19 protein-coding genes and 2 pseudogenes are annotated in these 19421 nt (G+C 70.3%); 12 read left to right on the top strand and 9 right to left on the bottom strand.

The genetic code is table 11. The annotated features are described in order from the left end of the window. Nucleotides 1-24 precede the first annotated feature (24 nt). From AB0B61_RS35140 to AB0B61_RS35110, 7 genes are all read left to right on the top strand, one after another. Nucleotides 25-1071 (top strand): LacI family DNA-binding transcriptional regulator, encoded by a 1047-nt coding sequence (locus AB0B61_RS35140; protein ID WP_358441301.1) that lies wholly within the window; start codon nucleotides 25-27, stop codon nucleotides 1069-1071. Between the two features lie 99 nt (nucleotides 1072-1170). Further along, a complete protein-coding gene (locus AB0B61_RS35135) occupies nucleotides 1171-2088 on the top strand; it encodes a transporter substrate-binding domain-containing protein (protein WP_358441298.1) in 918 nt (305 codons plus the stop codon). 31 nt (nucleotides 2089-2119) lie between these two features. Beyond that, a complete protein-coding gene (locus AB0B61_RS35130; protein WP_358441295.1) occupies nucleotides 2120-2869 on the top strand; it encodes an amino acid ABC transporter permease in 750 nt (249 codons plus the stop codon). Between the two features lie 27 nt (nucleotides 2870-2896). Then, the gene (locus AB0B61_RS35125) at nucleotides 2897-3700 is read left to right on the top strand and encodes an amino acid ABC transporter ATP-binding protein (protein ID WP_358441293.1); all 804 of its coding nucleotides are present in this window, start codon (nucleotides 2897-2899) and stop codon (nucleotides 3698-3700) included. A 79-nt stretch (nucleotides 3701-3779) separates the two neighbouring features. Then, nucleotides 3780-4472 carry an HAD family hydrolase gene (locus AB0B61_RS35120; protein WP_358441290.1) on the top strand — a complete coding sequence of 231 codons (693 nt, stop codon included), beginning with the start codon at nucleotides 3780-3782 and terminating at the stop codon, nucleotides 4470-4472. Nucleotides 4473-4525: 53 nt separating this feature from the next. After that, the gene (locus AB0B61_RS35115) at nucleotides 4526-5185 is read left to right on the top strand and encodes a hypothetical protein (protein ID WP_358441287.1); all 660 of its coding nucleotides are present in this window, start codon (nucleotides 4526-4528) and stop codon (nucleotides 5183-5185) included. Nucleotides 5186-5230: 45 nt separating this feature from the next. Further along, on the top strand, nucleotides 5231-6196 hold the full coding sequence (locus AB0B61_RS35110; RefSeq protein WP_358441285.1) for a C-terminal binding protein: 966 nt from the start codon (nucleotides 5231-5233) through the stop codon (nucleotides 6194-6196). On the opposite strand, the gene AB0B61_RS35105 is transcribed toward AB0B61_RS35110, so the two are convergent. Then, nucleotides 6193-6600 carry a TetR-like C-terminal domain-containing protein gene (locus AB0B61_RS35105; RefSeq protein ID WP_358441283.1) on the bottom strand — a complete coding sequence of 136 codons (408 nt, stop codon included), beginning with the start codon at nucleotides 6598-6600 and terminating at the stop codon, nucleotides 6193-6195. The genes AB0B61_RS35110 and AB0B61_RS35105 overlap by 4 nt on opposite strands. 9 nt (nucleotides 6601-6609) lie before the next feature. After that, nucleotides 6610-6684 (bottom strand): annotated as a pseudogene (locus AB0B61_RS35100) (TetR family transcriptional regulator); the annotation flags it as partial. A gap of 14 nt (nucleotides 6685-6698) precedes the next feature. Between AB0B61_RS35100 and AB0B61_RS35095 the strand changes: the two are divergent. Then, on the top strand, nucleotides 6699-7532 hold the full coding sequence (locus tag AB0B61_RS35095; RefSeq protein WP_358441280.1) for an alpha/beta fold hydrolase: 834 nt from the start codon (nucleotides 6699-6701) through the stop codon (nucleotides 7530-7532). A gap of 6 nt (nucleotides 7533-7538) precedes the next feature. On the opposite strand, the gene AB0B61_RS35090 is transcribed toward AB0B61_RS35095, so the two are convergent. The 5 genes from AB0B61_RS35090 to AB0B61_RS35070 all read right to left on the bottom strand — a co-directional run bounded on the left by AB0B61_RS35090 (nucleotide 7539) and on the right by AB0B61_RS35070 (nucleotide 11845). Further along, entirely contained in the window at nucleotides 7539-7766 is a 228-nt protein-coding gene (locus tag AB0B61_RS35090; protein WP_358441278.1) for a hypothetical protein, read from the bottom strand. Between the two features lie 28 nt (nucleotides 7767-7794). After that, nucleotides 7795-8313 carry a hypothetical protein gene (locus tag AB0B61_RS35085; protein ID WP_358441275.1) on the bottom strand — a complete coding sequence of 173 codons (519 nt, stop codon included), beginning with the start codon at nucleotides 8311-8313 and terminating at the stop codon, nucleotides 7795-7797. Between the two features lie 25 nt (nucleotides 8314-8338). After that, complete coding sequence (locus AB0B61_RS35080) at nucleotides 8339-8797, bottom strand: DUF6294 family protein (protein WP_358441271.1); 459 nt, start codon at nucleotides 8795-8797, stop codon at nucleotides 8339-8341. A gap of 139 nt (nucleotides 8798-8936) precedes the next feature. Beyond that, the gene (locus tag AB0B61_RS35075; protein WP_358441268.1) at nucleotides 8937-9584 is read right to left on the bottom strand and encodes a response regulator transcription factor; all 648 of its coding nucleotides are present in this window, start codon (nucleotides 9582-9584) and stop codon (nucleotides 8937-8939) included. Further along, nucleotides 9581-11845: a GAF domain-containing sensor histidine kinase gene (locus AB0B61_RS35070; RefSeq protein ID WP_358441266.1), complete on the bottom strand. Its 2265-nt coding sequence runs from the start codon at nucleotides 11843-11845 to the stop codon at nucleotides 9581-9583. Before AB0B61_RS35070 ends, AB0B61_RS35075 begins: the two co-directional genes overlap by 4 nt. Nucleotides 11846-11913: 68 nt before the next feature. Here AB0B61_RS35070 and AB0B61_RS35065 point away from each other — a divergent pair, with 68 nt between their 5' ends. Then, nucleotides 11914-12348 carry a hypothetical protein gene (locus AB0B61_RS35065; RefSeq protein WP_358441264.1) on the top strand — a complete coding sequence of 145 codons (435 nt, stop codon included), beginning with the start codon at nucleotides 11914-11916 and terminating at the stop codon, nucleotides 12346-12348. An 888-nt stretch (nucleotides 12349-13236) separates the two neighbouring features. On the opposite strand, the pseudogene AB0B61_RS35060 reads toward AB0B61_RS35065, so the two are convergent. Further along, nucleotides 13237-14142: pseudogene (locus AB0B61_RS35060) on the bottom strand (PHP domain-containing protein); the annotation flags it as partial. A gap of 109 nt (nucleotides 14143-14251) precedes the next feature. On the opposite strand from AB0B61_RS35060, the gene AB0B61_RS35055 reads away from it, so the two are divergent. The 3 genes from AB0B61_RS35055 (at nucleotide 14252) to AB0B61_RS35045 (ending at nucleotide 17217) form a co-directional block, all read left to right on the top strand. Next, complete coding sequence (locus tag AB0B61_RS35055; RefSeq protein ID WP_358441261.1) at nucleotides 14252-15103, top strand: LysR family transcriptional regulator; 852 nt, start codon at nucleotides 14252-14254, stop codon at nucleotides 15101-15103. 251 nt (nucleotides 15104-15354) lie between these two features. Beyond that, entirely contained in the window at nucleotides 15355-16515 is a 1161-nt protein-coding gene (locus AB0B61_RS35050) for a helix-turn-helix domain-containing protein (protein ID WP_358441258.1), read from the top strand. Between the two features lie 141 nt (nucleotides 16516-16656). Beyond that, on the top strand, nucleotides 16657-17217 hold the full coding sequence (locus AB0B61_RS35045) for a GNAT family protein (protein WP_358441256.1): 561 nt from the start codon (nucleotides 16657-16659) through the stop codon (nucleotides 17215-17217). A gap of 111 nt (nucleotides 17218-17328) precedes the next feature. On the opposite strand, the gene AB0B61_RS35040 is transcribed toward AB0B61_RS35045, so the two are convergent. Beyond that, nucleotides 17329-19368, bottom strand: coding sequence for a hypothetical protein (locus AB0B61_RS35040; RefSeq protein WP_358441254.1), 2040 nt, complete (start codon nucleotides 19366-19368; stop codon nucleotides 17329-17331). Between the last annotated feature and the right edge of the window lie 53 nt (nucleotides 19369-19421).

Below are 19421 nucleotides of genomic sequence, written 5' to 3'. Positions count from 1 at the left end.
GGAATCTGTAACGTTCAAGTAACCATGGCTCAGTCATCTAATCCGGGCAGCCGTCGGCCGACGGTGCGCGACGTGGCCAAGCTGGCCAACGTCTCCATGCAGACGGTCTCCAACGTGCTGCACAACAGGTCCAGCCAGATGACCCCCGAGACGCGGGCGCGGGTGGAGCAGGCGATGAAGGACTTGGCCTACCACCCCAACGCCGCGGCTCGTGGGCTGCGCTCGTCGAGCACGCGGACGTTCGGCTTTCTGCTTCTCGATGAGGCTCCGAGCTTCATGGCCGATCCGCTGACCAGTCTGCTCGTCGCGGGGGTGGGCGACATCGCCCGCGACGAGGGCTATGAGCTGCTGCTGCGAGCCGAGCGCCCCCTCGCGGCCGAACGCTCGCTGGTGCGCCCGCTGCAGGCGGGCCGGGTGGACGGCGCGGTGGTGCTGATGTCCGGCGAGCCAGGGCTGCGGCAGGACTACATCGGGCAGCTGGCCGGGACGGGCGTGCCGTTCGTCTTGTTCGATGAGGTCGTCCACGAGCCGGCGCTGCTCTCGGTGCGGACCGACGAGCGTCAATGCGCGCGCAGGCTTACCGAGCACCTGCTGGCCGCGGGGCACCAGCGGATCGCGTTCATCGCGGCGAAGCTGCCGTGGGCGGTGGTGGAGCAGCGTCACCTCGGCTACCGGGACGCCCTGGCCGCCGCCGGGCGCAGCGTGTCGCCGCACCTGGAGCTCTTCGAGGCGACCTGGCAGGCCGATGGCGGCGAGCGGATGGCCCGCCGGCTGCTGGAGCTGGCCGATCCGCCGTCGGCCATCATGTGCGCCAGCGACGTGCTGGCCATCGGGGCCATCCACACGGCCAGGGAGCTCGGGCGCCGGGTTCCGGATGACGTCGCCATCTGCGGGTTCGACGACTTCGAGTTCTCCCGCTTCGTCGATCCACCACTGACCACGGTCCGCGTTCCGGCGTACGAGATGGGCCGGACGGCCGCCGGTTTGCTGCTCGACCGCCTGGCCGGGCGGCCCATCAGCGAGCCCCACGTGGTCCTGAGCAACCAGCTGGTTCTCCGCGCATCTGCCTGATAATCGTCAGCACCCCTTGAACGTTCTAGTAGCAACAGTTAGCATCCTGGACATCGAAGCTTTAACGTTCTAGAAGCCTCGCTGCTAGAAGGAGACGACATGCGCGCCAGGACAACGATCGGCCAGATGCGACGGACCCTTGCCATCATGTCGGGCGTCTCGCTCGCGACTCTGCTCGCCGCCTGCGGGACCGGCGGCTCCGCAGCCGAAGAAGGGTCCGGCGCCCGCGTGGTCAAGGTGGCGATCGTCCCCACGATGCCCTACATCGGCGTGCAGAACGGCAAGCTCATCGGTCTCGACGGTGAGCTGTTCAACAAGGCAGCGGACAAGCTCGGCCTGCAAGTGCAGCCGCTCACCGTCAACTTCACCGGCCTGATGGCCGGCGTCCAGGCCCACCGCTATGACATCGGGATCGGCGACATCTTCTGGAAAGCCGAGCGGGCGCAGGAAGGGATCTTCACCGACCCGCCCTTCTACTCGCCGGTCGTGCTCGCTGAGCGGCAAGGCCTGAAGGTCACGACCGTCGACGGGCTGAAGGGCAAGCAGTTGGGCACCGGTCAGGGCTTCGTCTACGTTCCGGCCCTGCAGAAGGTGCCGGGCGCGAAAGTCCACACCTATCCGACTTATCAGGACACGCTGCAAGATTTGAACGCCGACCGCATCGACATAGCCTTCCTCGACCCGCTCACCGTCTCCTACTCCCGGCAGCGGGACCCGAAGTCCACTTACGATGTCGTGCCGCTCACCCCGCCGGACGCGGCACAACTCGCCGCCCAGCCCCAGTACTCGGCATTCCTCCCGCTCATGACGGGGTGGTACCTCAACAAGGCCGAGAGCGCGTTGGAGGGCAAGCTCAGCAAGATCATCCGCGAGTTCTACGCGTCGGGCGAGGCCGGCCAGATCGTCCGTAAGTACGGCGGTGATCCGGAGACGATGCTCAAGCCCTATCGGGAGTTCAACGCCCAGCGGCGCGCGACGGATCGGCCCGCGGATTGGAAAGCTCCGAGCATTCCCTGATCAGGGAGTGCTCGTGAAGGAGGGATGACGCATGAACGACCTGTTCCAGGGCGTGCCGTGGGCCGACTACGTGCCGGATCTGTGGGCCGCGTTTCTCAGCACTCTCAGCTACACCGTGGTCAGCTTCGTGGCGGCGGCCGTCATCGGCCTGGTGACGGCGCTGGCCCGGCTGGCGAAGTTCAGACCGGTCAGCGCGGCAGCGCAGATCTACACCGAGACGTTCAAGAACCTCCCGCTGATCACCGAACTCTACATCCTCTACTTCGGCCTGGCCTCGGTCGGCGTCAACCTCAGCGCCTTCCAGGCGGGGAGCCTGGGGCTGGCCCTGTTCTACGGCGCCTACCTCTCCGAGATCTTCCGAGCCGGCCTGCGTGGCGTACCCAAGGCCCAGCGTGAGGCCGCCTACGCGCTGGGGTTGTCATCCGGCCGGACGCTGCGGCACGTGATACTGCCCCAGGCCGCGCGGATCGCGGTCCCCGGTACCAGCACGATGATGGTCGACCTGCTCAAGGGCACCTCGCTCATGGTCGCGATCGGTGGCGGCGAGCTGATGACCCAGGGCACGCTCATCGCGTCGGACACCTTCCGCGCCCTGCAGGTCTACATCGTGATCGGCCTGATCTACCTCGCCCTGTGCGCTCCGCTGTCACGCCTCATGCTGCGGCTTGAGCGCCGAATGCACGCCGGTGACGCGCTGTCGCCCAGCCGCCGCCGGGTGTGTGGCCTGATCCGGCAGGTGCGACAGGACGGCACGGCCCTGTACGCCTCCAGCCGGTCCTGACACCGAATCCACACGAAAGAAGCTGTGATGAGCACGTCCCCTTCCCGACCGGTGGTGGAGAGCGAGTCGCCGGCGATCCGGCTGCGCGCTCTGCGCAAGAGCTTCGGCGGCCACGAAGTGCTCAAGGGCGTTGCCCTGGACATCCGCCATGGCGAGGTCATGAGTGTCCTGGGCCGCAGCGGCGGAGGCAAGAGCACCGTCCTTCGCTGCGTCAATCTCCTGGAACGCCCGACGAGCGGCACGATCGAGATCGATGGCGAGACGATTTTCGCCGATGGCGAGGCTGTTCGAGGCCAGAAACTCGTCCGGTTGCGCCGCCGGGTCGGCATGGTCTTCCAGAACTTCCAGGTCTTCCCCCACCTGACGGCCGCCGAGAACGTGGTGTTGCCGCTGGTGCACGGCGCCGAGGTGCCCGAGCCCGAAGCTGTCGAACAGGCGCTGCGGATGCTGCACAGGGTCGGCCTGGCGGACAAGGCGCTGCGGACCCCGGACACCATGTCGGGCGGGGAGCAGCAGCGCGTGGCCATCGCCAGGGCCCTCGCGCTGAATCCCGTCGCGCTGCTCTTCGACGAACCCACCTCCGCGCTCGATCCCGAATCCACCCGCGAGGTTCTGGGCGTCATCAAGGAGCTGGCGGCGGACGGCATGACCATGGTGGTGGTCACCCACGAACTGGGCTTCGCCAGGGACGTCGCCGACCGCGTGGCGTTCTTCGACGACGGCGTCATCGTCGAGGAGGGGGACGCCCAGGAGGTGATCGGCAACCCGCGGCACCCGCGTACACGCGCCTTCATCACGGGCATGGAAACCGAGCCGCACACCGTTCACTGACCCCTCGTGGCCGCGACGGCACCCGCCTGACAGCCGCGCGGCCGAGCACGTCCCGAGCGGGAACCAAAAAGGAGATGAGATGGATCGCTGGGTTACTTTCGACTGCTACGGCACCCTGATGAACTGGAAGGCAGGGCTGGCCGAGATCGTCCAGCCACTCGCCGGCGAGCGCACCGACGCGCTCGTCGATGCGCTCGCCTACCTGGAACCGCCGATCGCCGCGCGGCAGCCGCATCTGTCCTACCGGCAGGTGCTCTCACAAACGCTTCAGCAGGCCGCCGCACGGGAGCTGATCCCCTTGACCGCCGAGCAGCACGATCTGCTCGCGGACGGTTGGCTTCGGTTGCCGGCCTTCCCGGACGCCTCCGATGCCCTGGCCGGGCTGCGCTCGGCCGGATGGCGGCCGGGCGTACTGACCAACTGCGACGACGACCTGTTCGCCCACTCGGCCCGTACGCTCGGTCAACCGCTGGATGAGGTGGTCACCGCGGAGCAGGTCCGCTCCTACAAGCCGGTGCTGAACCACTTCCGCGAGTTCGCCGACCGTACCGGCGCGGGGCCGTCGAACTGGGTGCACGTCGGCAACAGCTGGATGGCCGACATCGTGTCCGCCGCCCGGCTCGGACTGCCGCGCGTGTGGATCGACCGGGACCGCAGTGGCCATGACCCCTCGCTCGCCACGATCGCCGTTCAGGATGCCAAGGATCTGGCGGAAGTCGTCGGGCGCGCCCTGGAGATGGGAGCGGCGCCCGGCATCGACCCGCTGCGATGAGACCGATCACGACGCCCCCGTCTCCGCCCCCGACGCAAGGAGAAGAACTGCCCATGACCAGAGATAGCGCGTTCCTGGCGGCGCTGGCCGAGCTGCGCTCCGCCCCCGTCGCGGACTGCCTCGACCAGGCCGGGCTCCCCTGTGCGGTGATGGCGCCGCACATCCGGCCGGTGTCCCCGGACTTCCGGGTGGCCGGCTTCGCCGCCACCATGCACGTGGTGGAGGTCGAAGCCAAGCCCGACGACACCGCGAACTACTACACGAACGAGCTGGCGGCGGTGGACGGGCTGCGCCCAGGTGACGTGCTGGTCGTCTCGCACGCTCGAAAGGCCGGGTTCTGGGGTGAACTGCTGGCCACGGCCGCCACCAGGAAGGGCGCGGTGGGACTGGTCGGCGACTGCTACGCACGCGATGCGCACGCCCTGACCGAGATGAACTTCCCGTCCTTCGTGGCCGGATTCAACCCGCTCGACAGCCTGGGCCGTCTCGACGTCGACAGCCTGGGCACGGATGTCGAGTGCGGCGGGGTCACCGTGCGTCAGGGCGACCTGGTGGTCGCCGACGCCGACGGGATCGTGGTGGTGCCCGCCGAGGTGATCGAGCCGATCGTCTCGGCGGTCCGGGCCAAGCTGGCACGCGAAGACGCCATGCGTCACGACTTGCGGAACGGTATGGGAATCGTCGAAGCCTTCCGCAAGCACGAGATCCTCTGAGCAGCGGCTTTTTTGGAAGGGACAATTTTTTTGGAAGGGACAATGATGGCAGCGCTCAAAAGGGTGGTGGTGCTCGACCACCCGGAGCCGCAGGGGCTGGATCCCGCCCTGGTGGGCCCGGAGGCCGAGCTGATCGACGCCTCCGGGCGTCACGACGTCCTCGAGCTGTGCCGCTCGGCTGACGTGATCGTCACCGACACCGTTCCGGTGCCCGCCGCGCTGGTGGCGGAGCTGGAGCGGTGCCGGCTGATCTGCGAGTACGGCGTGGGCGTCGACAACATCGACGTGCCCGCCGCGACGGCGGCCGGGATCTATGTGTCGCGGGTGCCGTCCTACTGTGTGGAGGAGCTGGCCGACCACGCCGTGGCGCTGATCCTGGCTTCGACCCGGGGCATCGTCAGATATCACGATCACGTACGGGGTGGCGGATGGGACTACCGCCAGGCCGGTACGCTCCGGCGTACCCGGGGGCAGGTCCTCGGCCTGCTGGGTATGGGTCATGCCGGTCATGCGGTCGCCGTCCGGGCCGCCGCGCTCGGGTTCCGCGTCCTGGCGACCGATCCGGTGATCGACCCCGGAGATCCGCGCGCGGGGGCCGCCGAGTTGGTGCCGCTCGAGCGGCTGGTGACCGAAGCCGACGTGCTCAGCCTGCACGCCCCGCTGACGCCCGCCACCACGCACGTCATCTCCGCCGCGCGGCTGGCGGCGATGAAACCCACGGCTTACCTGGTCAACACCGCACGGGGCGGCCTCGTCGACCAGGAGGCGCTGGTGGCGGCGCTGCGGGCCGGCCGGATAGCGGGCGCGGCCCTCGACGTCCTGGCGGCCGAACCTCCGCGGGTCCACGAGGAGCTTCTTGGTCTGCCGAACGTGATCGTGACCCCGCACGCGGGTTTCTACTCCGAGGAGTCGCTGACGGACCTCACCCATGGCGTGTTCGCCGAGGTCCGTGCCGCGCTGAGCGGGCTACGCCCGCGCAACGCGGTGAACCAGCCGCTCAACACCGACTAACTACCACTGAATGCCGTCCAGCCGCGTAGCACGGCGGGGATCGTCGAGCGGAACGTGGTCTCGGCCGTGGCGGTGTCGAGGGCCCCGGCCAGTTCGAGAGTCACCAGCCCGTGCAGGGTCACCCAGAGTGAGAGCGCGATGGAGGTCGCGTCGCCCGAGAGCGCGGAGGCCGACAGAGCGCGGTCTATCGCCTCGATGAGCGGCCTGACGGGATCGCCGACCCCCACGTCACCGGATGGGTCGAAGCTCTGCACGCCGCCGAACAACACGGTGTAGAGGTGGCGGTGCTCGCGTCCCCACCGCCGGTACGCGACCGCGAGCGCGTAGAGATCGGCGAGGGGATCATCCGAGGCCGCCACCGCCGACAGTTCCTGGGACAGCCCGGCGACCGCTCTGCCGCGCACTTCGGCGATCAGCCCGTCCTTGCCGTCGAACAGCGAATAGACGGCGGCTGTCGCGGTCCCGGCGGCGGCGGCCAGGGCGCGGATGGTGATCGATTCCCGTGGAGATCCTCGCCGTGCTCGCCGTCGCCGGGCTGGCCGGGCTGTTCCTCGCCCTCATCGTTCTGACAAATGGCGTGCGCGCGGGGCTCGCCGCCTGGCTGACCGCCTTCGGCGCCGGAGTCATCGCCGCGCTGTGGCGAGGCCGCGGCCGTACCTGGCCGGGCCGGCTGTGGCCCTTCGCGCCGGTGATCGTCGCCGCCGCGCTCACGGCGTCGGTCTGCGTCCCCACCGCCCCCACGACCCGGCGGTATCCGCCCGACCTGTCATTCGTCGCGACGAGACACTGGAGCCTGAGCACGGGCAGCCGGGTCGCCGTCTACCACTATCCCCCCGCCGCCGGCCTCCCCCGGCACCCCACGCCGCTCGTGTACCTCTACGGAGGGCCCGTCCGCGACATCTCCGTGCTCGACCACCGATTCCTTCGGCTCCTGGCCGGACGGGGCTACGACGTGTACGCCTACGAGCAGCCCGGCGGCGGACGGAGCGACCTGCTGCCCATGGAGCAGTACACGATCTCCAGGTCCGTACGTGACCTCGCCGCCTTCATCGATCGCCTGGGCAAGGGCCCGGTCGACGTCCTCGGATTCTCCGCGGGCGCGGTCGTGCTCACCCGGGCCCTGGCCACCGCGGACGTCACCGTCAACGTGCACCGGGCGATCATCGCCGAGCCCGGCCCCATGGACGGCCCCACCACGCTGATCAGCGGGCAACAGGGACGACCGTCCGCGCGCGGCCTCGCTCCGGCCCCGGCCGGACCCCGGGCGACGTCGGCGAGCACAGGTGAAGTCCGCGACGGGCCGGCCTGGAACCTCAGGGCGGATCCCGGCCGTTGAGCGCCCTCAGAAGCCGACGCTGGCGATGATCTCCAGCACGAACGGCGCGGCGACGACGAGGACGGCGATGACGATCAGCAGCGCGATCACGTTGCCGACGAAGCTCGACCGGCCGGACCGGCGCGCCAGCCGCGCCGAGTCCTGAGTGGATTGGCGCGCCCACTGGGCCGCCCTGGCCGCGTTCTGGTCGGCGTTCTGCTGGCTCTGCCACGATGAGAAGTTCGGGTTGGTCATGACGATCTTTCCTTTCGTATCGTATGGATCAGGCCGGGTCGTCGTGCGACCTCCGTGCCGGGATGCGTGTTCGGATCGCGCCGGCGAGCAGAGCGGCGCCGAGGGGCCCGGCACCCAGGAGGTAGGGGGCTCCCGGATCGCCGGTGAGCGGGCCGAGCAGAGCGGCGAACGCGATGACCGCTCCAGCCGCCGGCCGGACCAGTCCGGCGCGGGCCAGCCCGTACGCCAGCAGCGCGATGCCGACGGCGGCGGCACAGGCCAGGGCGAGCCGCGGGACGGGCTGCGCCGCGACGCACCGCCCGCCGGCGACCCGCAGCGTCGCCTCGACCATCCAGGCCGAGGCGACCACCCCGAGCAGGGCCAGGGCGACGGCGGCCCGCCCCCGTCTCGCGTGCCGCGCGACGTCGCGGTACACGGTCGCGGTCGCCGCCACCCCGGCCCATGCGCCGGCCCCCCACATCACCTCGGCGGATGCGGTCAGCGTCCCGGCGAGGCAGAGCATCGCCGAGGCCAGCAGCCCCAGCCCGCCGAGCGCCCGCGCTCTCATGTCCGTCGTCAGGGCCGGTGCGCGCTCAGCAGTGCTTGCTCAGCGACATATGCTTGATGAGCGGGAACAGCTCCGGGTTGAACTCTGCCTCGGTGTCCTTGATCAGCCACCGGTACGGCTCGGCGTGGCTGGGCATGTTCATGACGAACTTCGTCAGGTTCGTCGGGTTGGAGCGGGTGTGTCGCAGCCAGCCGAGCACGGCGCCGTTCTCGTCCTTGATCTTCGCCCACATCAGCCAGGCGTCGTCGTCATCGCTGCTGGTGACCATGCCGTCGAAGGAGGCCTTGCCGGTGGAGGTCAAGGTCCATCGGGCGCCCGAGAACATCGTGCAGTCGCCCGCCCGCATCGTTCCGAAGTAGAAGGTCTTGGTGGCCAGCGCGGTGGTGTCCTGCGCGTGGGCGGTTCCGGTGGTGGCGAAGGCCAGCCCCGCGATCAGGGCCGCCGTGGTCGATATGGCGCCCAGCATCCTTTGGGTCCCGCGCATGGGATCGTCCTTTCCTGAAGGTGGCTCGTCGATCAGTCACCCTCAGGGTGCGCGGCACCGTGTCCCGTCGTCATGGGTCCCGGGTCCCAGTCGATCCGGGAGGTTGTTCCCGGGCACGGGCGCCGGGCGAAGGGGGGCGTCAGGAGGATTCGGGCGCTCCGCCGAGTCCCGCCTCGCGGGCCCGTACGATCGCCGCGGGCCGGTCGGCCAGCTGCAACTTGGTCAGGACGTTCGAGACGTGGTTGCGCACGGTCTTGCCGCTCACGCCGAGGCGCCGCGCGATCGCCGTGTTGTCCAGGCCCCGCGCGACCAGCCCGAGCACCTCATGTTCCCGCTCGGTGAGCTGCGGGAACGGGGAAGCCACGACGGCCTTGGAGAAGTGCGCGAGCAGCCGCGTCGCCACGCCGGCGCCGAAGACCGCCTCGCCGCGGGCGACCGCGCGGACCGTGGCCGTGATCTCCTCGGGGCCGGCGCCCTTGAGCGCGTAGCCGTGGGCGCCGGCCCGCAGGGCGGCCAGGACGTTCTCGTCGTCGTCGTACATCGTCAGGATCAGCGCACGCGTGGGCAGAGCGGCGGCCCGCATCCGGGAGGTGACCGTGAGCCCGTCGCCGCCGGGCATGTTGACGTCGAGCACCGCGACGTCGGGCCGGTGCTCGATCGCCGAGCGCAGCGCTTCCTCGCCGGTCATGGCGACCGCGAGCACCGTCATGTCCTCCTCGGAGTCGAGCAGGGCCCGCAGGCCCGACGCGAACACGGGGTGGTCGTCGGCAAGGATCAGCCGGATCATCGTGCCCTCCCAGACTCGCCCAGATCCGCCGGCAGGAAGGCGCGCACACAGGTGCCCCCCTCGGGCAGGGAGCATATCGACCATTCCCCGCCGACCTCGTCGGCCCGCTCCCGCATGGAACGCAGCCCCACCCCGGGCGCCCGCTCAGGATCGAGCCCGCGGCCGTCGTCGCGTACCGTCACCTCGACGCCGCCGGCCGCCAGCGCGATCTCGGCGGTGCAGCCGGTCGCGCCGCTGTGCCGGACCGCGTTGGTGATCGCCTCGACGGCGATCCGGTACGCCGCCGTCTCGACCGCGGCGGGCAGCGGCGGCAGGCCTTCCTCGCCGATGACCTCGATCGGCATCGCTCCCGCCAGGGTCGCCGCTCGGGAGCGTACCGCTCCGACGATGCCCAGCTCGTCCAGCGCGGGCGGGCGCAGCGCCTCGACCAGGCGCCGGATGTCGGTCAGCGACGCGCTCGCCTCCGCGGATATCTCGCCGAGCAGGGACCGCGCCGCCGAGTCACCCGGTACGGCGCGGGCCGCCAGCGCGGCCTTGAGCCCGATCGCGGCCAGCGTCGGTCCCAGCCCGTCGTGCAGGTCGCGGCGCAATCGGCGGCGTTCGTCCTCCCGCGAGGCCACCACCTCGGCGCGGGAGCGGGTCAGGTCGTCGTGCAGGCGCACCGCCTGCACCGCGCTTCCCACCTGCTGCGCCAGCGAGGCGATCAGGCTGAGGTCGATGGGGTCGAGCGGGTCGTCCGAGCCGCGCGCCGAGACCAGCAGGAGCCCGACGAGCGTCCCGTGGTAGCGCAGCGGCTCGGCGTGCACCTCGCCCGCCGCGACGCCGTGCCGGGCCGCCGAGTGGCGCTCGCCCGCGCCGTCCACCAGGTCGATCCCCACGTACGGCACACGTAATGACCGGGCCACGGTCTCCACGATCGCCGGTAGCATCTCGGCGGGCAGCAGCACCGCCTGCAGCCGTGTCCCGAGGCGGGTCAGCGCCCCCTCCGGGTCGTGGCGGTCGCCGTACATCACCCGGTTGACGGTGCTCTGCGCCGCGTTGCGCAGCGGCGCCAGCGCGAGCGCCGCGCTGGCCGCGGCGAGCGCGGCGGCCACGGTGCCCGACAGCCGCAGCACGCTGACCAGGAGCGCGACCACGGCCGCGTACCCGGCGACCAGGAGCGCGACCACGGTGGCGTACACCAGCGAGCGGTTGGCCAGCCTCTCGACGTTGAACAGGCGGTGGCGGCGCAGCGCGACCCCGATCCCGGCCACGAACGGCAGTCCCGACAGGCCGAGCGCGCCCCATGGCAGCGGCTGCGTTCCGGTGATCAGTTCCGGCAGGTGCCAGCCCGCGATGCCGAGTACGGCCGTGGCCGCGCCGCCGCCCAGCATCCAGCGCATCCGCCCGCGCATCAGCGGATCCGGGTTGCCGCGATAGCTGATCACGCCCCAGACCGTCCCGGCCACCAGTAACAGCGCCACCACCGCCGTCTGACCGCTGTGCAGCAGGCCGAGCCACCGCAGCGCGTCCGGCGCCACCAGCGCCGCGACCCCGCTCCACGCGGCCATCGCGGCCAGGGGCGCGGCGTACGCGACGGCGATCGTCTTGCGGGTACGGGGCGACAGAGGCTGGCGAGCCGTGAACGCGAGCACGAAGGCCAGGAACGCTCCCCAGCCGATGGAGTACGACACGATCGCGTTGATGTGGAACAGCCAGAGCTGCGGGCCGCCGGTGGCCAGCGCGAGTACGGGCAGCCCGACGGCGACGGTGAGCGTGCTGCCCAGCAGCCCGGCCGCGAGCACGAGCAGCGGGGCCGTCGCGGGCTCCTCGGGCCGCCGCAGGTACAGCGCGGCCGCCAGCCCCGCCAGCGCGAGGACGAACACGAGATTGCCCCAGCCCTGCACGAGCAGCGGGTACGGATCGGGCCGATCGACGCGCACCGCCACGACCGCGTCCTTGCCGGCCACCCCGTACGGGACGCTCGTGCCCAGGCCGGGACGAGAGACGGCGCCGAGCCCGTCGGCCAGGCGCCTGCCCGCGACGGCGATCACCAGGTCCCCGGTCCGCAGCCCCGGCCCCATCGTGTCGGCCGGCATGTCCACCACGACGCCGTCGAGACGCCACGTCGACCAGCCCAGCCGCACGATGCTGCCGTCGGACGGCGCGTCCAGCGAGACGGCGGTCGCGACGACGCCCAGCACCACCAGGACGATCGCGACCCCGGCCGGAACCCCGCGCGAGCGTCGCACCGAAGCCAACCAGGGCAGCCGCGCGGACACACCCCCATCCTCACCGACAACCGACCGCGAAACCACCGGCCCGCCGGACAGGACCGTCCTTCACTGCCGTGGCGACCCGCCGCACCACGCACGCCTGGCCGCCACGGCAGCGGCCACCGCAGCGATCGGCGCGCTCGTCGGCACAGCGGCACCCGCCCAGGCCCGCACCGCGCAAGGCACCTTCTCGGTCGGCGAGGGCTTTCCGGTCCTGCGTCCGCGCCTATGGACAGGTCATCGAGCGTGCCCATCCGAAGTGGTTCCTCAAGGGCTCCTTCGGCGTGGTCAGCACCAACACAGGGATGATCTCCGGCGACGACGCGCCGCTCATCACCAACGGCCTGATCGACCCCATTGAAGGCCGCCCCAACGCCGGAGCAGCGCCCTTCACCCTGACCGCTGACCCCTGGCCGGCCGCCCTGAGCGTGCTCAACCTCGGCCTCGGCGTCCTGGCGGTCTGCCGTGCCCGCCGTTGGGCCCGCCGCCGAGAGGGCCTGGCCGCCTGACGCCCGCTCGTGAGGCTGATTCCGTACGCGACGCCGATCGTGCTGGAAAACGATCACATCTCGTGCGGGCCATACCCACTGGTGAACACCCCCCGGGCGGCGCCCCAGCCCTGCGCTGATACGTCCGCGACATGTGGCTGCGAGGACACCGGACTATTGGGCGCCTATGTTTGGAGCATTTTAGTCGGGCGGCTTTCCGAGCCACCTGTCAGACCGAGGCTACATTGGTTATGTCGAAGCAATTCGGCGGTCCGGGAGACGTTCATCGCGCCTTTCAAGCTGTAGTTGCAGGCGTATTATCCGGAAATAGGTCCCCTCGGTTCCGGTCAAGTTTTCGTGCCCGTAAAGCGCGTTCACCGGCGCTCGATGGCCGTCTTCCGTGACGAATTCTCCTCGCACATGGTCGGCGACGGACCAGCCGACCACCTTACGCGTATGCCTATCGATAATGGACGCCAGCGGTGCACCCCCTAGGACCCCTATGGTTCCTCCAGGGTCCCCTATGCATTCCTTGGACCATGGGCGCGGCTGACCGGCGATGGTACGAAAGCGTTCGTGACCAAGCGAAGAATATTATCCCTGACATCCGGCAGAATTCTCGGCGCGGTCGCGCTCACCGCGAGCCTGACGACCGCGAGCCTGACGACCGCGAGCCTGGCGACCGCGGCCCCGGCGGGCGCGACACTCGCGCCGGTCTGGGACAACCTGTCCTTTCCCTACGGGTACGTCGAATCCGTGAAGCAGCTCAAGGAACTCAACGATGTCGCCGCGCTGAGCGGCACCCAGGCTTGGGCTGTGGGGCAGGTGCGGATGGAGGGCTGGCCGTACCCGCCGCCGGGTGTGGTCTGCCCCGACTTGTTCCGCTGGAACGGTCAGACGTGGGTGAACGACCTCGCCGTAGTCGTCGACGCGCTCGGCGATCAGCAGCGTGTTGTCGCAGGCGCCCGGAACCTCGAGGTCCCACAGAGCCCGCATCCGCTCGGCGGACTTGATGTAGTAGCCGCTGCCGCTGAAGCGGAACCGGTCGGCGTCGGCGAGCCGCTTGCCGGTGCCGACGCACAGCAGCGCGTCGTGCGCCTGGGACTGGCTCTCGGTGACGTAGTGGGAGTCGTTGGTGGCCAGCGGCGGCAGGGCCAGCTCCTTGCCGAGCCGCAGCAGGTCCTCGCGGACCCGGCGCTCGATGGCGAGGCCGTGGTCCATCAGCTCCAGGAAGTAGCCGTCCCGGCCGAAGATGTCGCGGTAGCGGGCGGCCGCCGCCACCGCCTGGTCGTACTGGCCGAGCCGCAGCCTGGTCTGCACCTCCCCGGACGGGCAGCCGGTCGTGGCGACGATGCCCTGCCCGTACTCGGCCAGCAACTCATCATCCATGCGCGGATATTTCTGGACATGGCCTTCCAGCCAGGCCCGGGACTGGAGGCGGAACAGGTTCCGCAGGCCCTGGGCGTCGGCGGCCCACATCGTCATGTGCGTGTACAGGCCGCGCCCGGAGACGTCACCACCCTCACCGGTGTCGTCGTTGGACCGGCGCAGCGCGAGGTTGTCGCTGTAGTACACCGGCCGCCGGTGGTGCCGCGAGGCCGGGGCGACGTAGCTCTCGATGCCGATGATCGGCTTGACGCCCGCCGCGCGCGCCGCATGGTAGAACTCGTACGCCCCGTGCACGTTGCCGTGATCGCTCATCGCCACGGCCGGCATCCCCAGCCGCGACACCTCCTCCATCAGCAGGCCGACCTTGGCGGCGCCGTCGAGCATGCTGTACTCGGTGTGCACGTGCAGATGGACGAAGGACTCCACGAACGACCACGCCTCCTGGTTGTAGGCTCGTTTACGACCCGAGCATTCGACCCGAGAGCAGGCGGGGTTGTCCAACAATCAACACACCGATCCCCCACAATCAACGGTTGTGGAAAGAGGTGCGGCGGATCTTGATCTCGGCACGGTCCGCGCCTTCGTCGCCGTCACCGAGGAGCGATACTTCAGCGAAGCCGCGGCCCGGCTGGGCATCAGCCAGCAGGCCGTCTCCAAGCGGATCGCGAAGCTGGAGTCCGACCTCGGCGCGAGGTTGTTCGCCCGCTCACGCAGCGGGACCGACCTCACCGAGGACGGCAGAGCCTTCCTCCACCACGCGCGCGCCCTCGTCAGCATCGCCGACCAGGCCCTCGAAGTGCTGCGCGGCCGGCGCCGCGCGCTCCGGGCCGACGTGCTGGACACCCGGCTGGCCTCCATCGACCTGATCCGGGCTGCCTTCGCCCGCGTCGGCGGCGCGCTGGAGGAGGACCTCCGGCACGTACCGGCCTACCTCGAACCGGTGCATCTGCTGGTCAGCCGTGACCACCCCCTCGCCGACCTGCGGAAGGTCGAGATGGAACGGCTGTCCGGGTCGACCGTGTGGATGCCCGGCAACCACCCCGAGAGCGAGTGGGCCGAGTTCTACCGCTCGCTGAGCGCCGCGTTCGACATCCGGATCGACACCTCAGGGCCGAACTTCGGCTGGGACTACTTCGTGGAGGAGATCGGCTCCGGTGAACGCATCGGGTTCGTGGGCGAGCGGTGCCGGCTGCCCTGGCATCCGCGCACCGTCCAGATCCCGATCGCCGACCCGGCGCCCCTGTACCCGTGGTCGCTGCTCTTCCACCCGCGCAACCAGCACCCGGTGCTGGCCAGGCTCATCCGCTTCGTCGCGCGCGATCTTCGGCCGTTCGACCCGCGGCACCAGTGGCTGCCGGACCTCGACCGTGCCGCCTTCAGCGGGTAGCCGCGGGCTACCCGCCGCTGGTCGGTGATGGTGGTGCTCCAGGCACCGCCGGCCGCGACCTGGTAGCTGACGGCCATCTCGGCGATGCCCGCCCGGCGGTAGGCGACCTCGATCCGGCCGTCCTGCGACAGCGCGGCCGTGGGCGGGCTGGCCGGGGTCGCCGACGGCAGGGGGTGAACGCGCCGTCAGATGATGTACGCATCCGAATGTTGTTAGTATCCTGTGTCCATGGTGGGGACGAAGAGGTGGCGATGGTCAGGCTGACCCGGGCGCAGCAGCAGGAACGCACCCGAGGAGCCGTCCTGGCCGCCGCGCGGGAGGAGTTCGGCGAGCGTGGATACGCCGACGCCAAGGTCGACCGGATCGCGGAGCGGGCGGAGCTGACCCGTGGCGCGGTCTACTCGAACTTCCCGAGCAAGCGCGCGCTCTATCTGGCGGTCCTGGTCGACTCGATCGAGCACGCGGACGCCCGTAGCGACTCGATCGAGCACGCGGACGTCCCTAGCGACTCGATCGAGCACGCGGACGCCCCTGAGGCGCCGTCGTCATCCGGCTTGGCCGAGGCGACGGGCGCGTTCGCCCGTGGCTGGCTCGACCGCCTGCCGCTGACCGGTGACACGGCCGCCGACGGGAGTCTGCGGTTGCGCTCGCTGGCCGGGGTGTTCGACGACGAGCCGGGCCGCACCGCGCTGGCGCAGGTCACCAGGCTGGAGGCGCTGCTGCTCGCTCTCGCACTGGAGTCGCTGGAGCCGCCGGAGTCACGCGCGCCGCGCCACCCGCGGTGCGTACGACTGGCCGAACTGGTCCTCACGCTGCTGAACGGGGCCGCTCACCTGGCCGATACGGCGCCCGGATTCGCCGACCCCTTCGACGTGGCACGGGCCTGCGAGCACCTGGCCGGCCTCGACCTCGCCGACACGTGGGACCCGCCGCACCTGCCCTTCGTCGCCCCCGCGCAGGCTGTCCAGGATCTCTGGGAGCCGCCCGCCGAGTTGCCGGATCAGATCACCGGCCGCCGGGTCGGGTTCGACGCCGACGGCGTGATCGTGGTCCTCGGGGCCGGCCGGTTGGAGGCGGCGGAGGAAGCCGTCCGCGCCGCCCGGCCGGGCGACCGGATCACCGTGGCCGTGGTGACAAGCGATCCCGCCGAGATCGGGCGTCTCGTCCGGCTCAGGGTCGGCGACCTCACCGGGTGCCTGCGGCGGGTGTTCGCGCCGGAGGCCCGGCCGGGCCTCCGGCTCGTCCTCGACGACCACGCCACCGTCGCCTCGGCCGTCGGCCTCCCGGACGCCGGCGACGCCACGGAGGCCGCGGTACGCGTTCAGGCGGGCAAGATCGTCGCCCGAGCCCGCGGACGCGGCGCGGCCCACGCTGTCGCGACCGCGACGTCGCCTGACGATATCGGGACATGACGTCGCCTGACGGCACCGGGACATGACGTCGCCTGACGGCACCGAAAGATGACGTCGCTGGTTGGGCCGGGAGATAGTGTCGCGCCACCCGTGAGAAGATCCGTTCACCGTTTGTGCTGGTTTCGACCGTTGAGGTGGGCTATGTACGCGATATCCCTGGGCGACGACGGCGCGGAGCTGCGCCCGCTGGAGCCGTGGCGAGCCCCGGAGTTCCTCGCCCACATGGACCGGGGACGGAAGTTCATCGGGCAGCACATCGCGCTGCCGGATGTCGTCACGGACCTGGAGTCGAGCCGCTCCTACCTGCGGGCGTACGCCGAGAAGGCCGCGGCCGACGTGGGCCGGATCTACGGCATCTGGGCGGACGGCGAGCTGGTCGGCGGGGTGCTCTTCCGGACGATGGACGTCGAGCTCGGCAACGCCGAGGTGGGCTGCTGGCTGGAGCCGGCCGCGGCGGGCAAGGGCCTGGTGACCAGGGCCGCGCGGGTGATCATCGATTGGGCCGTCGAGGAGCGGGGCATCCACCGCGTGGAGTGGGTGGTCTCGGCGGAGAACGCGGCCAGCATCGCGGTGGCCCGGCGCCTCGGGATGACGAAGGACGGTGTGTTGCGCGAGAGCTACCCGTATCGGGGGAAGCGGCTCGACATGGAGGTCTGGTCGGTGCTCGCACCGGAGTGGCGGGCGGGCAAGCAGGCGCCTTAGAGGCGATGCGCGCTGCTCCCCGCCCAACGCTGCTCCCCGCCCGGCGCTGCTCCCCCGCCCAGCGTTCGGCCGATCAGCCGCCGCCGCAGGCGAGCGGCCTGGCGGCTGATCTCACTGGACCCCCACGAGCACCGGCCATCCGCCCTGCCGCGTGAAGGTGGCGACGGACGGCATGCGTAGTTCGAGCCGCTCACGCCGCGCCCTGGCCAGCAGGCGGAAGTCGCCCAGGAGGCGATCCCCCACCGTCACCGAGCGGTCGACCCGCAACGACTCCAGCACCCACATGTGGGCGTCGAAGATCTGCTGGACGGTGAACTCCGCCTCCCGCCCGTTCGGTATCAGCTCGGTGAGCAGGCGCGTCTTGAGGGTGTGCACATAGGCGATGGTCTTTCCCGGCATCTTCGCCGCCACCGCCGGGTTCTTGGGAATCACCATGGCCATGCCCTCGCCCTTCTCGTCGAACGCCGTGCTGACCCGCGGATCGTTGCGCCAGAAACGCTGCTCGAGAATGTGGTCGACCTCGTACAGATCGCCCCGCCCGCGGTTGAGCTTGGACAGTGAGCGGAAGTCCTCCACCCGGCCGGCGAGCCGGTCGTAGTGCTCGATGTCGGCGGTGCTGAGCTGCCTGAGGCGGCTGTCGGTCCGCTTGGCGTTCTTGAGCACCTCGGCCCAGTCCTTGCCCAGCTCGCTCTCCAGCTCCTGGATGAAGCGGGACTTGCCGCGCTGGCTCAGCGCCCACGAGATCGGGTCGAGTGAGCGCGTGATCCCCCGGCTCAGCTTCTTGACGGAGAAGGCGTTGAACCCGGCCGCCAGGCGGGGGTTGCGGAAGGTCTTGAAGTTGGCCGTCAGGAGCCGCTCCACGACGCGCCGGTCCAGCTCCCGCAGGTAGGCGTTGCCCACGAGGTCGTGGAAGCGCCTGAGCACCTGGTCCATCGACAGCTTGCCCGTGGCGAAGCGGGTCAGCGTCCGGGCCAGGTCGGTCGCGCCCTTGACGTCCATGGTGCCCACGGCCTCGAGGAACTCCCGCTCCGCGACGCGGCCCACCTCGCTGATCACGTCCTCTTCGAGGACTCGCGCCAGCTTGGTCGTCTTCAGCTCGGTCCGTACGGACTGCAGCACCGAGCGCGGCAGCGCCTTGGCGAACGGCAGCACCGACGTGATCCCGTAGGCCAGGATCTGCCCCCCGCTCACCTCGTTGCCCCAGAAGTCGCGTCCCGTGGCCAGCTCGAAGGTCAGCTGCGAGAGGTCGTAGAGCACGTTGACGTACGGCACGAACTGGATCGCGAGCTCGAAAAGGAAGATCAGCGTCGGATGCTCGGGCGCGAAGTGGACCTCGACCTCCTGCGGCTGGAAGGTCGTGTTGTCGAGCACGGTCCCCTGCGGCGGGAAAGACGGTATGAACGAATCATCCAGCCGCAGGGTCTGCACATCGATGAATCCGGCCATGTCCTGCGACGCCGTGGCGCGCACGGTCACGTTGTGCGTGTGCACCACGCGTACCGTGACGTGGTCTCCGAAGATGTTGCCGTCGTCCTCGCGCGAATCGACGACGATGTCGTAGACGAAGGCCGCCGGTTTCCCGTCCTTCCTGTTGTCGATGTCGATGGTGACCACGTAGCCGTTGAGCACGTTCCGGATGACCACGCCGAGCGGCTTCGTCGTGACGTTGACCGTGGCGGCCTGGGAGAAGAAGTCGTCGCGGCGCCCGCGCTCGTCATCGGTGAAGGGCCCGACCGTGAAGGGCTGGGGCAGCAACCGCCACATCTCGATGACCGACGCGTCGGGCTGCGGGATCAGGTCGTCGTCCTGAGGACGGACGATTTCGATCAAGGGGTTGCGCGGGCCGAGCGCCAGGAGAGCGGCCGCGCTTCTCCTGCCCGTTCGCCGGGTGGTCACCGTGACCTGCCGGCCGACCGCGAGCCAGATCTTGGGGAAGGCCCGTTCCGCCGTGGGCGGCAGGTACCTCCAGGTGAAGGGCTGGTGCCCGGTGGTGTTCCAGGGGGGCGCCGTGAGCGTGATCTCCATGGTGGCCCCGGAGACCGGGTCGGCGATGTCGGAGAAGAAGGTCAGCACGCCCCTCCCCACCCCCGGCTCGACGTACCCGGTCAGCAGCGGGCCGGTCGCGATGGCCGGCACGACTGGATCTGCCATGTCCGCAATCCTCCATTCATGTGCGCGGACGATCAGGCCGAGGACCGGCGGCG

Source organism: Nonomuraea sp. NPDC049158 (assembly GCF_040648335.1).
Lineage (GTDB): Bacteria > Actinomycetota > Actinomycetes > Streptosporangiales > Streptosporangiaceae > Nonomuraea.
The sequence above is the reverse complement of the archived record's forward strand: the minus strand, read 5'-3'. Positions and strand labels throughout refer to the sequence as shown.

What these genes read in the sequence shown, in the direction of transcription:
- AB0B61_RS35140 (WP_358441301.1), top strand. Translation starts at nt 25, where the DNA reads ATGGCTCAGTCATCTAATCCGGGCAGCCGTCGGCCGACGGTGCGCGAC.
- AB0B61_RS35135 (WP_358441298.1), top strand. Translation starts at nt 1,171, where the DNA reads ATGCGCGCCAGGACAACGATCGGCCAGATGCGACGGACCCTTGCCATC.
- AB0B61_RS35130 (WP_358441295.1), top strand. Translation starts at nt 2,120, where the DNA reads ATGAACGACCTGTTCCAGGGCGTGCCGTGGGCCGACTACGTGCCGGAT.
- AB0B61_RS35125 (WP_358441293.1), top strand. Translation starts at nt 2,897, where the DNA reads ATGAGCACGTCCCCTTCCCGACCGGTGGTGGAGAGCGAGTCGCCGGCG.
- AB0B61_RS35120 (WP_358441290.1), top strand. Translation starts at nt 3,780, where the DNA reads ATGGATCGCTGGGTTACTTTCGACTGCTACGGCACCCTGATGAACTGG.
- AB0B61_RS35115 (WP_358441287.1), top strand. Translation starts at nt 4,526, where the DNA reads ATGACCAGAGATAGCGCGTTCCTGGCGGCGCTGGCCGAGCTGCGCTCC.
- AB0B61_RS35110 (WP_358441285.1), top strand. Translation starts at nt 5,231, where the DNA reads ATGGCAGCGCTCAAAAGGGTGGTGGTGCTCGACCACCCGGAGCCGCAG.
- AB0B61_RS35090 (WP_358441278.1), bottom strand. Translation starts at nt 7,766, where the DNA reads ATGACCAACCCGAACTTCTCATCGTGGCAGAGCCAGCAGAACGCCGAC.
- AB0B61_RS35085 (WP_358441275.1), bottom strand. Translation starts at nt 8,313, where the DNA reads ATGAGAGCGCGGGCGCTCGGCGGGCTGGGGCTGCTGGCCTCGGCGATG.
- AB0B61_RS35080 (WP_358441271.1), bottom strand. Translation starts at nt 8,797, where the DNA reads ATGCGCGGGACCCAAAGGATGCTGGGCGCCATATCGACCACGGCGGCC.
- AB0B61_RS35075 (WP_358441268.1), bottom strand. Translation starts at nt 9,584, where the DNA reads ATGATCCGGCTGATCCTTGCCGACGACCACCCCGTGTTCGCGTCGGGC.
- AB0B61_RS35050 (WP_358441258.1), top strand. Translation starts at nt 15,355, where the DNA reads ATGGTCAGGCTGACCCGGGCGCAGCAGCAGGAACGCACCCGAGGAGCC.
- AB0B61_RS35045 (WP_358441256.1), top strand. Translation starts at nt 16,657, where the DNA reads ATGTACGCGATATCCCTGGGCGACGACGGCGCGGAGCTGCGCCCGCTG.
- AB0B61_RS35040 (WP_358441254.1), bottom strand. Translation starts at nt 19,368, where the DNA reads ATGGCAGATCCAGTCGTGCCGGCCATCGCGACCGGCCCGCTGCTGACC.